Genomic DNA, 14512 nt, shown 5'->3' with positions numbered 1-14512 from the left:
GTCACCGGCGAGCGGCTTCGACCGGCATGGCGGGTGCCGTCGCGGCGGGCAAGGGCAGCCGCGGCACGCCCGGTGTCCCGAGCTGGCCGGCCAGCCACGGCAGCGCCGCGCTGAACGCCTGCGCCGCGAACGGCCAGTCGTGCTTGCCCGGCCGTTCGACGACCGCGCACCGGATGCCACGGGTGCTGCCGACGCCGCAGAGCGAGTGCGCCGCAACGGTTTGCGCGGGCAGCGGGCCGCGCGAGAGCTCCGGTCCGTTGATGTCGTACCAGGCCGCGATGTCGTCGTAGGTGTGACGGGACATCACCGTCATGGGGTCCCAGTCGGCGTATTTGGCGGTGCTGCCACCGAACAGTCGTTGCACGGTCTGCGGCCGGTCACCGGCGTTCGGCGCGATGTCCCCGGCGATGTCCTGGAACGCGCTGAACAGATCCGGATGCATCACCGTCAGGTCCACCGCGCAGGTGCCGCCCATGGACCAGCCGACGATGCCGCGGTGCCGGCGGTCGGTGCTCACGCCGTAGTTGGCGGTCATGAATGGCAGCACGTCCTTGATCAGATGGTCGGCGGAGTTGCCGCGCGGCCCGTTGACGCACTCGGTGTCGTTGTTGAAAGAACCGCCGGGGTCGACGAACACCAGCACCGGGGCGTTGCCCTGATGAGCGGCGGCGAAGGCGTCGACCGTCGTGATCGCGTTACCCGCCCGCAGCCAGTCGGCGGGCGTGTTGAATTCGCCGCCGATCATCATCACCATCGGCAGTCGCGGCGGCGGGTTGCTGGCGAACCAGGCCGGCGGCAGGTACACGTATTCGTCGCGGTGCTTGAATCCCGATGCGGCCGAGCCGGTTTGGATCTCCACGACACTGCCCTTGCTCGGTATCTGCCGTGCCTTCTGCATCGCGACCACGGTCTCGGGTCGCGTCTGGTTGGGCAGCGGCGCCGAGTTGACCTGTTCCCACGCGGTGTCGAGATTCGGGAAGTATCCGACCCAGGCGTTGAGCGTCAGCCCCGTGGACAGCACGCACAGCGGTACCGCCAGCATCGCCAGCCCGCGGCGCCACCAGCGGGTGGCCTGCCAGCCGACGATCAGCAGAACCACCGCGGCGCCGGTCACCGCGGTCCAGACCCACAGCCGGGTCGGCGCGGGTTCGTCGGACCAGCCCTGCGATGCCACGATCCAGCGGGCGGTGGCCGTCACCAGCAAGCCGGACGCGGCGGCGACGGGCAGCCAGACGGCGCGCCACCGGCTGTTACGCCAGCCGACCGCGAAGATCAGCACTGTCACCGCGAGGGCCTGGACGGTGCCGGGCAGCCAGCCGTGCGTCAACGAAACATGTTGCTCGCCATAGAGCCCGGCGTTCGTCGCCCCGATCGTCACGACGTCAGGGTGCCGCGCGAAGCTGGGAGGCTCCTGTGCTTACCGCGGCTTCGCGAGCGGGAATGGCAGCGTCTCGCGGATGCTGCGCCCGGTGATCAGCATGACCACGCGGTCGACGCCCATGCCGAGACCGCCGGTCGGCGGCATGGCGTATTCCATCGCCTGCAGGAAGTCCTCGTCCAGCTCCATGGCCTCGGGATCGCCGCCGGAGGCCAGTAGCGACTGTTCCTCGAGCCGCCGGCGCTGTTCCACCGGATCGGTCAGCTCGCTGTAGGCGGTGCCGAGCTCGACACCCCAGGCCACCAGGTCCCACCGTTCGGCAACGCCGGGGATGCTGCGGTGCGGCCGGGTCAGCGGCGACACGGAGGTCGGGAAGTCCTTGTAGAACGTCGGTGCCTCGGTGCGGTCTTCGACGAGGTGCTCGTACAGCTCCAGCACGATCGCGCCGGCGTCCCAGTGGGTCCGGTACGGGATCGTCGCGCCGTCGCACAGCTTGCGCAGCGTCGCCACATCGGTCTCCGGGGTGACGTGCTCGCCCAGCGCCTCGGACACCGCGTCGTGCACCGTCTTGACGGGCCAGTGGCCCGAGATGTCAACGGGCGTAAGGCTGCCGTCGGGTCCGGGGCGCATGACCACCTGCGCGCCGTTGGCGGCCGCCGCGGCGTTCTGGATGATCTCGCGGCAGCCGTCGATCCAGACGTTGTAGTCGGCGTGCGCCTGGTACGCCTCCAGCAGGGTGAACTCGGGGTTGTGGCTGAAGTCCACACCCTCGTTGCGGAACGCGCGGCCCAGCTCGAAGACGCGCTCGACACCGCCCACGCACAGCCGCTTCAGGTACAGCTCGGGCGCGATGCGCAGGTACAGGTCAAGGTCGTAGGCGTTGATGTGGGTCTCGAACGGCCGCGCGTTCGCGCCGCCGTGAATCTGCTGCAGGATGGGGGTCTCGACTTCCAGGAAACCCTTGCCCACCAACGTTTCCCGGATGGCGTGCAGCACCCGGCTGCGCGCGGTGATCAACTCCCGCGACTCGGTGTTGATCGCCAGGTCCAGGTACCTGGTGCGGACGCGGGCCTCGGGGTCGGTCAGGCCCTTCCACTTGTCGGGTAGCGGGCGCAGGCACTTGCCGATCAGGCGCCAGTTGTGCACCAGCACCGACACAGTGCCGTTGCGGCTGGTGCCCATGACGCCGGAGACCTCGATCAGGTCACCCAGGTCGATGGCGCCGGTGAATTCGGCCACGGTACTGCCGGTCAGCAGCGAATTGTCCAGTAGCAGTTGGACTTCGCCGGACCAGTCGCGCAGTTGGGCGAACAGCACGCCGCCGTAGTCGCGCAACCGCAGCACGCGGCCCGCGACGCAGACCGCGGTGTCGGCGGCCGACCCCAGCGCCTCGGCGACCGTGTGGCTGGGCGCCTGTCCCACCGGGTAGGCGTCGATGCCTTCCGCCTGCAACGCCTGCAGCTTGGCCATCCGGACCCGGACCTGGTCGGGCAGGCGCCGGGCCTCGGCGGTGTCGGATGCGCCGGCCGCCAGATCAGCGACATCGGGTGCGCTGCCGTCGGGATGCAGCCGTCCCGAATCGATCAGGTTCTTGGGGGCCGCGGTGTGGTGGCCGGTGTGGGGCTGTTCGTCGCGGCGGGAGAACGGCAGCACGAGGAAGCCCTCGGCGATCACCGACGCGACGCCCACACGCGGGATCAGGCGCGCGTCTTCGTAGCAGGCATAGCGCGGTACCCACTCGGGCAGGTACTTCATGTTGGAGCGGTACAGCGTCTCCAGCTGCCACCACCGCGAGAAGAAGATCAGCAGCGCGCGCCACAGCCGCAGGATCGGGCCCGCGCCCAGCTGCGAACCCTGCTCGAACGCCGAGCGGAACATCGCGAAGTTCAGCGAAATCCGGGTCACGCCAATCTCTTCCGAGCGCTGGCACAACTCGCTGACCATCAACTCGATGGTGCCGTTGGGGGAGGCGGGGGAGCGGCGCATCAGGTCCAGCGACACCCCGTTGTTGCCCCACGGCACCAGCGACAGCATCGCCACCACCTGGCCGTCACCCTGCACGGCCTCCACCAGCAGGCAGTCCCCGTCGGCGGCGTCGCCGAGCCGGCCCAGCGCCATCGAGAAGCCGCGTTCGGTCTCGGTGTCGCGCCAGGCGTCGGCATGCGCGATCACCTGAGCCATCTCGTCGGCGCTGATGTCGCGGTGCCGACGCATCCGTACCGTCAGCCCGGCGCGGCGGGCGCGGGTGACGGCCTGGCGGACGGCCCGCATGTCGGGGCCCGACAGCCGGAAGTTCTGCGGATGCAGGATGGCCTCGTCGCCGAGTTGCAGGGCGTTCAAACCACCCTGACGGTAAGCCTCCGCGCCGGTCGAGCTGGCGCCCATGACGCCCGGTGCCCAACCGTAGGTCTGGCACAGCGCCAGCCACGCGTCGATGGCCGCCGGCCAGGCCCGCGGGTCGCCGACGGGATCACCGCTGGCGAGGCACACGCCCACCTCGACCCGATAGGTGATGGCCGCACGGCCATTGGGTGCGAAGACCACGGCCTTGTCGCGGCGGGTGGCGAAGTAACCCAGCGAGTCGTTCTTGCCCCACAGCTCGAGCAGGCCGCGGATCGCGGACTCGTCCTCGCCGGTGAGGGCGTTCTCGGCGCGCTGGGACTGGAACAGCACGATCGCCGCCACGATCAGCGCCACGGCGCCGAACAGGCCGAACAGCGCGTTGAGGAACGCGTGCGGATGGCCGCCCTCGAACGCCTCCTTGCCGACCGCGGCGAAACCGCTGACCCGGTTCACCGCGTACGCCAGTCGGTAGTCGGGGTCCAGCGGCGGCCGGCCGGGGAACATCTCCAGCAGTCCCCAGGCCGCCAGGATGCCGACAGCCATGCCGGCGACCAGGGTCAGGGCCGCCTTGAGCAGCGCCCCGCGGCGGACCTTGGCCCAGAACTGATTCCGCGACAGCAGCAGGACGACGATGACGCCGATGTGGAACACGAGACCCAGCGCCTCGCCGAAGTCCTCCACGAAGGTCAGGTCGCCGTCGGGGAAGTTGTCGGACAGCAGTCCGTAGACGTTCCAGCCGATGTGGCCGACCATGTAGATCAGCAGGACCCACCAGGCGATCCGCTTACGTGCGGCGAGTGCCGCGGCCAGCAGGATCAGCACGAACGACCAGGCGAAGCTGGTGTCCGGGAAGTTGAACAGGTAGTCGTTGACGAACTCGCGGGGGATGTGGATCATCCACCGGATCAGCGGCGACAGACTGGCGAACAGCGACAGCGTCGCGACGACACCGACGGCCCAGCCGGCCGCGGCCGGAACCCACCCCAATGTCGTCGGGCGCTGCTGCTGTCTGCTCGGCGTCAACGTCATAAGTTCGGACAATATGCGGTGAAACCGGGAAGTGTCTGCAGGGCCCCTGAGCTACCAGACCGGGCCGGTGTACTTCTCGCCCGGACCGTGGCCGGGCTCGTCGGGCGCCGCGCTCGCCTCCCGGAACGCCAGCTGCAGGCTCTTGAGGCCGTCCCGGACCGGGCCGGCGTGCAGTCCCAGATACTCGGCCGAGGCCTGCACCAGGCCGGCCAGCGCGGTGATCAGGCGCCGGGCCTCGTCGAGGTCGCGGTGCGGGCTCTCGTCGGGGTCGGCGTCGGCCAGCCCGAGCTTCTCGGCGGCCGCGCTCATGAGCATGACGGCGGCGCGGGTGATCACCTCGACGGCGGGGATCTCGGCCAGCTCCCGTACCTGGGCTTCGTCGGCGTCACGCATTATGTTCGGGTCGGTCATGACTGCTAGAGTGTCATGCGCGACCGTCCTGGCTTACGTCAGGACAGCAAGTGGAGTCCCACCTCCCACCGTCGGCCTCACGGCTTGGCGGTCCGGTCACAGGCACATTGTGCCTGTTCTGCGTTGTGCGCAGGCGGCGTGAGCCGTGATCGGTCGGCAATGGGCCCTGCTATGTGCAGGGCTTTTCTGTTCATGCGAACAGATGGCTGAGCCGGGTGTGACCTCTACTGAACAAGTAATGGAACAACCCGGGAGGCCCCATCAGCACTGAGACACGCGTCAACGAGCGCATTCGAGTACCTGAAGTTCGGTTGATCGGACCGAACGGCGAGCAGGTAGGGATCGTGCGCATCGAAGATGCCCTCCGCGTCGCCCAGGACGCCGATCTCGACCTTGTCGAAGTTGCGCCAGGCGCAAAGCCGCCGGTCTGCAAGATCATGGACTACGGCAAGTACAAGTACGAGACGGCTCAGAAGGCACGTGAGTCTCGCAAGAACCAGCAGCAGACCGTCGTCAAGGAACAGAAGCTGCGTCCCAAGATCGACGACCACGACTACGAGACCAAGAAGGGTCACGTCGTCCGCTTCCTCGAAGCAGGGTCGAAGGTCAAGGTGACCATCATGTTCCGCGGACGTGAGCAGTCGCGGCCCGAACTGGGCTACCGACTCCTGCAGCGGCTGGGCGCCGACGTCGCCGAATACGGCTTCATCGAGACGTCCGCCAAGCAGGACGGCCGCAACATGACGATGGTGCTGGCTCCGCACCGCGGCGCGAAGACTCGCGCCAAGGCGGCGCACGACGCCGACGCGCCGGCCGGACGGCCGGCCCCCGCGGCACCTGAATCTGACGCAACCGCGTAACAGCAGTCGCGATTGCCCGCAGCGGTTCCAGCCGCCGCGAGCAACCGCATGGAAAGAAACTGAGGACACATGCCCAAGGCCAAGACCCACAGTGGCGCATCGAAGCGGTTCCGCAAGACCGGAACCGGCAAGATCGTGCGCCAGAAGGCCAACCGCCGCCACCTGATGGAGCACAAGGCCACCAAGCGCACCCGTCGTCTCGACGGTCGCGCCGTGGTTGCTGCCAACGACACCGCGCGTGTCGCCAAGATGCTGGCCGGCTAGTACCGCCCGCTCCCCTCTGAACACCGAAGGATAGGAAATCTCATGGCACGCGTGAAGCGCGCACTGAACGCTCAGAAGAAGCGGCGCACAGTACTGAAGGCCTCGAAGGGTTACCGCGGGCAGCGCTCGCGGCTCTACCGCAAGGCCAAGGAGCAGCAGCTCCACTCGTTGACCTACGCCTACCGCGACCGTCGTGCCCGCAAGGTTGACTTCCGGAAGCTGTGGATCACGCGTATCAACGCCGCCGCTCGCGAGAACGGCGTCACCTACAACCGCCTGATCCAGGGCTTGAAGCTGGCCGGCGTCGAGGTCGACCGTAAGAACCTGTCGGAGATCGCGATCAGCGACCCCGCCGCGTTCACCGCGCTGGTTGAGGTGGCCAAGGCCGCTCTGCCCGCCGACGTCAACGCCCCGTCCGGAGAGGCTGCCTGAGTCTGACTACAGACTCAGCGCTCACCGAGCGATCTGCCCGGGTGGTCGCTGCGGCCAAGCTGCAGCGCCACGTCGGGCGCAAACGCGCCGGGCGCTTCCTTGCCGAGGGACCCAACCTCGTCGAGGCGGCGCTTCGGCGCGGTCTTGTTTCCGAGGTCTTCGCGACCGCGGCCGCGCTGGAACGCTTCGGCGCGCTGCTCGACGGCGCCCCGGTCTCGGTGATCACCGACAAGGCTGCAAAGGCGTTGTCGGAGACCGTCACTCCCGTCGGGCTCATCGCGGTGTGCGCGCTGCCTTCGGTGACGCTCGACGATGTGCTGGCGTCCGGGCCGCGCTTGTTGGCGGTGCCGGTCGGCATGTCGGAGCCCGGCAACGCCGGCACCCTGATCCGCATCGCCGACGCCATGGGTGCCGACGCCGTGGTGTTCGCCGGACACAGCGTCGACCCCTACAACGGGAAATGCCTGCGGTCCTCGGCGGGCAGTATCTTCTCGCTGCCGGTCGTGGTGGATCCCGATGCGGCCGCGGTGGTTTCAGCGATTCGGGCCGGCGGCATCGAGGTGCTCGCGACGGCGCTGGACGCCTCCGTCGACATCCGCTCCGCCGACCTGTCGGCACGTACCGCGTGGCTGTTCGGACCCGAGGCGCACGGCCTGCCCGACGAGGTCATGGCGCTGGCATCGCAGCGGGTGCACATCCCGATGCGGGGGAGCGCCGAGAGCCTCAACGTGGCAGCCGCAGCGTCGATCTGCCTGTACGAGAGCTCCCGGGCCCACTCCTGATCCGGCCTCAGGCGAGCAGCCCCTTGGCGACGTGCGTGATCTGCACCTCGTTGCTGCCGGCGTAGATCATCAGCGACTTGGCGTCACGCGCCAGCTGCTCGACGCGGTACTCGGTCATGTAGCCGTTGCCACCGAACAACTGGATCGCGTCCATCGCGACGTCGGTGGCGGCCTGCGAGCAGTACCACTTCATCGCCGACGCCTCGGCCAGCGGAATCTGGCGGCCGGCCTGGCCGGACTCGATGACGCGGAACAGCATGTTGCGCACGTTCATTCGCGCCACCTCCATGCTGGCCAGCTTGAGCTGGATCAGCTGGAACTGCCCGATCTCCTTGCCCCACAACGTGCGGGTCTTGGCGTAGTCGATGCACAGCCGCAGACATTCCTCGATGATGCCCAGCGACATGGACACCACGCCGACGCGTTCGGCCGAGAAGCTCGACCGGGCGCTGTCGCGGCCGTCGCCGGCCTTGTTCTCCTCGGTCTCGCCGAGCAGCCGGTCGCGGCCCAGCCGCACGTTGTTGAAGAACAGCTCGCCGGTACGCGAGGAGTGAATACCCATCTTGCGGAACGGCTTCGACTGGACGAAGCCCTCCATGCCGCGGTCGAGCACGAAGGTCAGTACCTTGCGGTCGCGCTTGTCGGCCCCGTCACCCTCGTCCAGCTTGGCGTAGACGACGACGACGTCGGCGTCGGGACCGTTGGTGATGAAGGTCTTCTGGCCGTTGAGGATGTAGTCGTCGCCGTCACGCACGACGTAGGACTTCATGCCACCGAAAGCATCTGAGCCCGAATCGGGTTCGGTGATGGCCCAGGCGCCGACCTTCTCGTAGGTCACCAGTCCGGGCAGCCAACGCTCCTGCTGGGCCAACGTGCCGCGGCTCTGGATGGTGGGCACCGTCAGACCCAGGCTGACGCCCACGCCCGTCACCAGACCCGAACTGACCCGGCACAATTCGCTGATCAGCACCATGCCCATGCCGGCCTGGTCGGGTCCGCCGCCGAACATCCCGCCGGACGCCCGGGGCTTGCCGTCCGAGGCCTCACCGGACCGCAGCCGGGACAGCCGTCGCTCCAGCGCCTCCCGTGCCATGACGTCGATTCCGAAGGTGGCGAACAGTTTTCGGATGATCGGGTAGGGCTCCATGTCGCCGCCCTCGAGTTCGTCGAGGTGCGGCCGGATTTCCTTGTCCACGAACTCGCGAACGGCGTCGCGCACGGCAATATCGACGTCGGACCAATCAAGCATCTATTCAGGCAGCCTTTCCGGACACTGAACGGTTCCGCGCGGGACGCAGACCGGCCAACGAGAACGTGGTGTGCACCAGTGACCCGGCGCGCTCCATCAACGACTTGTGACGTGGGACATAATGCATCGGCAGGCCCCAGCGGTCTTTCGGCGGGGCCATGAATCCCGGCGCCTCGACCAGTGGCGCGTCGGCCGGCACGCGCCCGGCGGCCCGGCGATACGCCGCCAATGCTCTTGGGTGCAAACGGATTTCATCGGGGACGGCGAGGAAGGCGAGCTCGACGGCCTTGCCCAGCAGCCGCAGCACCACTTCATCGCCGGGTGTCCAGCGCATGCCGGCCCGTTCCCGGACGGCGGGGTCGAACACACCGGCCGCAACCCAGCGCTGCCCGGCCACGAGAGGCCTGAACATCTGGTCCCACACCGGGGTGGGCATCAGCACGAACCACGGCTTGGGGATTCGGATGGTGAAGATGTCGAGCGTGGCCCGGTTGATCTCCAGCTCTTCGGAACACTTGTGTTCCCAATAGGTTTGGAAGTCCTCCCAGGTCTCCGGGACCGGCCGCATGCTCATGCCGTACATGCGGTACCACTGCACGTGCTCGTCGAACAGCTGGCGTTTCTCGGCCTCGGTCAACCCGCCGCAGAAGTACTCGGCGGTCTTGAGGATCAGCATGAAGAACGTCGCGTGCGCCCAGTAGAACGTCTCGGGATTGAGCGCGTGGTAGCGGCGGCCGTCGTGGTCGACGCCCTTGATGGTCTCGTGATAGCCGCGGATCTGGGCGCCCGTGTCGGCGGCGCGGTCACCGTCGTAGACCACTCCCATGATCGGGTACACCGAGCGCGCGACCCGCTGCAACGGCTCCCGCAGCAGGATCGAATGATCCTCCACGCCGGCCCCCAGTTCGGGATACATATTCTGGATCGCGCCGATCCACACGCCGAGGATGCCGGTGCGCAAGTCGCCGAAGTACTTCCAGGTCAGCGAATCCGGCCCGAGGGGTTCGGCGGCGGGTGTCGTCCGTGGGGTCATGGTGTCCTCGCTCAACGTTGATACCGAGGGTTCTGTGTCGCCACGATAATCGTGACAACGTATGTTGTCCACGATTTGACGATGGTGTTGCCGGGACCGTTACAGAGCGTCCATCGGGTCGCCATAACTCAGTGACCAGCCAGTTTTCCGACGCGCGGCCACGGTCGTTGCCGGTGCCGCGGGCCGCCACCTAGGGTGGCGTCGTGGAAGTCGAATCGTTCGAAGAACGATCCGACGGTGTGGGAGAGATCGGCCCGGCGTCACACGCGGGGCCAGGATCAAGTGGACCGTTGGGGTGGTTGCAGAACACCAATCACAGTCCGGCTGTAATCGGATTCATCAGGCGGGCACGTCGTGCCCTGCCCGGCGACCCCGATTTCGGTGATCCGCTGTCGGTGGCCGGTGTCGGTGGCCCCAGCGCCGCGGCCCGCGCCGCCGATCGGCTTCTGCCACGCGGCGGGGCGTCCCACGAGGTGAGTCTCGCCGGCCTGCAGGTGTGGCAGGCCCTGACCGAACGTGTGTCGGGCCGGCCCGCGAACCCCGAGGTGACCATCGTCTTCACCGATCTCGTCGGCTTCTCCAAATGGTCGCTGAGCGTCGGCGACGAGACCACGCTCCGGCTGCTGCGTCGCGTGGCCCAGGTGTTCGAACCGCCGCTGCTGGAATCGGGCGGCCACATCGTCAAACGCATGGGCGACGGGTCCATGGCCGTGTTCAGCAATCCGGTGACCGCGCTGCGGTCGGTCATCCGCGCGCTCGATGCCCTGAAGGAAGTCGAGATCGACGGCTATCACCCCAAGATGCGGGCCGGCATTCACACCGGGCGGCCGCAGCGCATCGGGTCGGACCTGCTCGGTGTCGACGTCAACATCGCGGCGCGCGTCATGGAGCGGGCCACCAAGGGCGGGCTGATCATCTCGCAGTCCACGCTCGACCGGATCGACCAGCAGTACCTGGACGCCCTCGGCGTGACGCCCAAGAAGGTGCGCAAGCAGCTGTTCGGCCCGAAGACATCGGGCGTGCCCGAGGACCTCGCGATGTACTGGATCAGGCCGCGCAAGGACGCCGGAACCGAACCCGATGACGGGGAGCTCGCCGAAGCCTAGGGTCTGCCGGTCCCGGCGAGTGCGGTGGGCGCGACGCTCGTCGCTATGATCTCCGGGTGGCTGAGCAGGGTGAAGAACTATCGGAAGCAGCATTGACCGCGGCGGTCGAGGCCGCTCGTCTCGCCTTCGACCAGGCCGCTGACCTGGACGCTCTGGCTCGCGCCAAGACCGAGCACCTCGGCGACAAATCGCCCATCGCGCTGGCCCGTCAGGCACTGGGCAGTTTGGCCAAGGAGGACCGGGCCGACGCCGGCAAGCGCGTCAACGTCGCGCGCAGCGCCGCGCAGCAGGCGTACGACGACCGCATCGTGGTGCTGCGCGCCGAGCGCGATGCCGCCGCCCTGGTGGCCGAGCGCATCGACGTGACGCTGCCGACGACGCGGCAGCCCATCGGTGCCCGGCACCCCATCACGATCCTGGCCGAGAACGTCGCCGACACCTTCGTGGCGATGGGCTGGGAACTGGCCGAAGGTCCCGAGGTCGAGACCGAACAGTTCAACTTCGACGCGCTGAACTTCCCGCCGGACCACCCCGCGCGCAGCGAGCAGGACACCTTCCACATCGCGCCCGACGGCTCGCGACAGGTGCTGCGCACCCACACGTCGCCGGTGCAGATCCGGGCCCTGCTGGAACGCGAACTGCCCGTCTACATCGTGTCGATCGGCCGCACCTTCCGCACCGACGAACTCGACGCCACCCACACCCCGGTGTTCCACCAGGTCGAGGGGCTGGCCGTCGACAAGGGCCTGACCATGGCCAACCTGCGCGGGACCCTGGATGCCCTCGCGCGCGCCCAGTTCGGCCCCGAGGGCCGCACCCGGTTCCGTCCGCACTTCTTCCCGTTCACCGAGCCGTCGGCCGAGGTCGACGTCTGGTTCCCGGACAAGAAGGGCGGCCCCGGTTGGGTGGAGTGGGGCGGCTGCGGCATGGTCAACCCGAACGTGCTGCGGGCCTGCGGCATCGACCCCGACGAATACTCCGGATTCGCCTTCGGCATGGGATTGGAGCGAACCCTGCAGTTCCGCAACGGAATTCCCGACATGCGCGACATGGTGGAGGGCGACGTGCGCTTCTCCCTGCCGTTCGGGGTGGGTGCCTGATGCGTATTCCCTACAGCTGGCTGCGGGAAGCGGTCCAGGCCGGGGCTCCCGGCTGGGACGTGTCGCCGGAGGAACTGGAACAGGCCTTCATCCGGATCGGCCACGAGGTCGAGGACGTCATCGCCGCCGGGCCGGTCACCGGTCCGCTGACGGTCGGCCGCGTCGTCGAGATCGAGGAACTGACCGAGTTCAAGAAGCCCATCCGCGCCTGCAAGGTCGACGTGGGTGAAGCCGAGCCGCGCGACATCGTCTGCGGGGCACGGAACTTCGCTGTCGGCGACCTCGTGGTCGCGGCGCTCCCGGGCACCGTGCTGCCCGGTGACTTCAAGATCGCCACGCGCAAGACCTACGGCCGGGTGTCCGACGGCATGATCTGCTCGGCGGCCGAATTGAACTTCGGCTCCGACCATTCCGGCATCATCGTGCTGCCCCCGGGCACCGCCGAGCCCGGTGCGTCGGGCGCCGAGGTGCTGGGGCTGGACGACGTGGTGTTCGACCTCGCCATCACCCCGGACCGCGGCTACTGCCTCTCCATCCGCGGCATGGCACGCGAGATCGCCTGCGCCTTCGACCTGGATTTCGTCGACCCCGCCGACGTGCCGCCCCTGCCCGCCGAGGGCGAGGCCTGGCCGCTGACGGTCCAGCCGGGCACCGGCGTGCAGCGTTTCGGGCTGCGTCCGGTCGTCGGCATCGACCCGGCCGCGGTGTCGCCGTGGTGGCTGCAGCGCCGCCTGCTGCTGTCCGGCATCCGCGCCATCTCACCGGCCGTCGACGTCACCAACTACGTGATGCTCGAGCTCGGCCACCCGATGCACGCCCACGATCGCAAGCTGATCACCGGTGGCTTCGACGTGCGCTTCGCGAAGCCGGGGGAGACCGTCGTCACCCTCGATGATGTCGAGCGCAAACTGGATCCGGGCGACGTGCTGATCGTCGACGACGTGGCCACCGCGGCCATCGGCGGCGTGATGGGCGCCGGTACCACCGAGGTCCGCGACACCACCACCGACGTGCTGCTGGAAGCGGCGGTCTGGGACCCGGCCGCGGTGTCGCGCACCCAGCGCCGCCTGCACCTCGTGAGCGAGGCCAGCCGCCGCTACGAGCGCAGCGTCGACCCGGCGATCTCCCGCGCCGCGCTGGACCGTTGCGCCGCGCTGCTGGCCGAGATCGCCGGTGGCACCGTCGAACCCACGCTCACCGACTGGCGTGCCGAGCACACCGCGCCGGACTGGTCGCAGCCGCCGGTGACCATCTCCGTCGACCTGCCCGACCGCGTCGCCGGCGTCAGCTACCCGGACGGCACCACGGCCCGCCGCCTCATGCAGATCGGCGCGCACGTCACGGTGTCCGGCGCGACCGCCACCGTCGTGCCGCCGAGCTGGCGGCCCGATATGAAGCAGCCCGCCGATCTGGTCGAGGAGGTGCTGCGGCTCGAAGGGCTCGATGCCATCCCGTCGGTGCTGCCGCAGGCGCCCGCCGGCCGCGGTCTGACGGCGGCGCAGCAGCGCCGTCGTGCCATCGGTAAGTCGTTGGCGCTGGGCGGTTTCGTCGAGGTGTTGCCGACACCGTTCCTGCCCGCCGGCGTGCTGGACGCCTGGGGCCTGCCGGCCGACGACCCGCGCCGCGCCACCATCTCGGTGCTCAACCCGCTCGAGGCCGACCGGCCCGCGCTGGCCACCACGCTGCTGCCCGGCCTGCTGGAGGCGTTGGTACGCAACGTGTCTCGCGGTGCGGCCGACGTCGCCCTGTTCGGTATCGAGCAGGTCGTCCAGGCCACGCCGCACACCAAGGCGCTCGCGCCCATCCCGGTGGACCGGCGTCCGACCGACGCCGAACTGGCCGCGATCGACGAGGCGCTGCCGTACCAGCCGCTGCACGTCGCCGCCGTCCTGACGGGCCTGCGTGAGCCGGCGGGCCCGTGGGGCCCGGGTCGTGCGGTCGAGGCCACCGACGCCCTGGAGACCGTGCAGATCATCGCCCGGGCCTGCGGCGTCGAGCTGACGCTGCGCGCGGCTCAGGAACTGCCGTGGCATCCCGGCCGCTGCGCAGAGGTGCTTGTCGGCGACACCGTCGTGGGCCACGCCGGCCAGCTGCACCCGGCCGTCATCGAACGCACGGGCCTGCCGAAGGGCACCTGCGCCGTGGAGCTGAACCTGGACGCCATCCCGGTCATCGAGCGCGCCATCGTGCCGTCGGTGTCGCCGTACCCGGCGGTGTTCCAGGACGTCAGCCTCATTGTCGCCGACGACGTGGCGGCGCAGGCCGTGGTCGATGTCGTGCGCGAGGGCGCCGGCGATCTCCTCGATGACGCGCGGTTGTTCGACGTCTACACCGGCCCGCAGATCGGGGAGGGGCGCAAGTCCCTGACCGTGGCCCTGCGGTTCCGGGCGCCCGACCGGACGCTGACCGAGGACGAGGCCAGCGCGGCCCGCGACGCCGCGGTGGCCCTGGCCACCGAGCGCCTCGGCGCCGAGCACCGCCGCTAGTTCAACTTCCCGCGAGCGGGCGTGTTTGTACGCAGACAC

The 14512-nt window shown here is 68.9% G+C and carries 12 protein-coding genes; 7 read left to right on the top strand and 5 right to left on the bottom strand.

The genetic code is table 11. The features are described 5' to 3' along the window. Position 1: 1 nt before the first annotated feature. From ACJH6H_RS22675 to ACJH6H_RS22665, 3 genes are read right to left on the bottom strand one after another with little or no spacing between them, the layout of a single operon-like run. A complete protein-coding gene (locus ACJH6H_RS22675; protein WP_212814100.1) occupies positions 2-1378 on the bottom strand; it encodes an alpha/beta hydrolase-fold protein in 1377 nt (458 codons plus the stop codon). A 39-nt stretch (positions 1379-1417) separates the two neighbouring features. Continuing rightward, complete coding sequence (gene lysX / locus ACJH6H_RS22670) at positions 1418-4750, bottom strand: bifunctional lysylphosphatidylglycerol synthetase/lysine--tRNA ligase LysX (RefSeq protein WP_212814103.1); 3333 nt, start codon at positions 4748-4750, stop codon at positions 1418-1420. Positions 4751-4801: 51 nt separating this feature from the next. Continuing rightward, entirely contained in the window at positions 4802-5161 is a 360-nt protein-coding gene (locus ACJH6H_RS22665) for a DUF1844 domain-containing protein (protein WP_212814105.1), read from the bottom strand. A gap of 260 nt (positions 5162-5421) precedes the next feature. On the opposite strand from ACJH6H_RS22665, the gene infC reads away from it, so the two are divergent. The 4 genes from infC to ACJH6H_RS22645 all read left to right on the top strand — a co-directional run bounded on the left by infC (position 5422) and on the right by ACJH6H_RS22645 (position 7499). Beyond that, complete coding sequence (gene infC, locus ACJH6H_RS22660; protein WP_082981636.1) at positions 5422-6021, top strand: translation initiation factor IF-3; 600 nt, start codon at positions 5422-5424, stop codon at positions 6019-6021. 69 nt (positions 6022-6090) lie between these two features. Beyond that, the gene (gene rpmI, locus ACJH6H_RS22655) at positions 6091-6285 is read left to right on the top strand and encodes a 50S ribosomal protein L35 (protein ID WP_020103309.1); all 195 of its coding nucleotides are present in this window, start codon (positions 6091-6093) and stop codon (positions 6283-6285) included. Positions 6286-6327: 42 nt separating this feature from the next. After that, positions 6328-6717, top strand: coding sequence for a 50S ribosomal protein L20 (gene rplT, locus ACJH6H_RS22650; protein ID WP_406775857.1), 390 nt, complete (start codon positions 6328-6330; stop codon positions 6715-6717). A gap of 41 nt (positions 6718-6758) precedes the next feature. Further along, complete coding sequence (locus tag ACJH6H_RS22645; RefSeq protein ID WP_212814108.1) at positions 6759-7499, top strand: RNA methyltransferase; 741 nt, start codon at positions 6759-6761, stop codon at positions 7497-7499. A 7-nt stretch (positions 7500-7506) separates the two neighbouring features. Here ACJH6H_RS22645 and ACJH6H_RS22640 read toward each other — a convergent pair whose 3' ends face one another. Together ACJH6H_RS22640 and ACJH6H_RS22635 are read right to left on the bottom strand one after the other, a co-directional pair. Further along, complete coding sequence (locus tag ACJH6H_RS22640; RefSeq protein WP_212814110.1) at positions 7507-8748, bottom strand: acyl-CoA dehydrogenase family protein; 1242 nt, start codon at positions 8746-8748, stop codon at positions 7507-7509. Positions 8749-8752: 4 nt separating this feature from the next. Then, positions 8753-9781, bottom strand: coding sequence for an oxygenase MpaB family protein (locus ACJH6H_RS22635; protein WP_212814112.1), 1029 nt, complete (start codon positions 9779-9781; stop codon positions 8753-8755). A gap of 203 nt (positions 9782-9984) precedes the next feature. Between ACJH6H_RS22635 and ACJH6H_RS22630 the strand changes: the two genes are divergently transcribed. Genes ACJH6H_RS22630 through pheT form a run of 3 tightly spaced genes read left to right on the top strand, consistent with a single transcriptional unit; the run spans position 9985 to position 14473 of the window. Beyond that, a complete protein-coding gene (locus ACJH6H_RS22630) occupies positions 9985-10887 on the top strand; it encodes an adenylate/guanylate cyclase domain-containing protein (RefSeq protein ID WP_212814114.1) in 903 nt (300 codons plus the stop codon). 56 nt (positions 10888-10943) lie between these two features. After that, a complete protein-coding gene (gene pheS / locus ACJH6H_RS22625) occupies positions 10944-11987 on the top strand; it encodes a phenylalanine--tRNA ligase subunit alpha (RefSeq protein WP_212814116.1) in 1044 nt (347 codons plus the stop codon). After that, positions 11987-14473, top strand: coding sequence for a phenylalanine--tRNA ligase subunit beta (pheT, locus tag ACJH6H_RS22620; protein ID WP_406775856.1), 2487 nt, complete (start codon positions 11987-11989; stop codon positions 14471-14473). Before pheS ends, pheT begins: the two co-directional genes overlap by 1 nt. Positions 14474-14512 lie beyond the last annotated feature (39 nt).

The organism is Mycobacterium sp. SMC-21 (assembly GCF_045310825.1).
GTDB lineage: Bacteria > Actinomycetota > Actinomycetes > Mycobacteriales > Mycobacteriaceae > Mycobacterium.
This window is presented reverse-complemented; position numbering and strand designations above follow the sequence as displayed.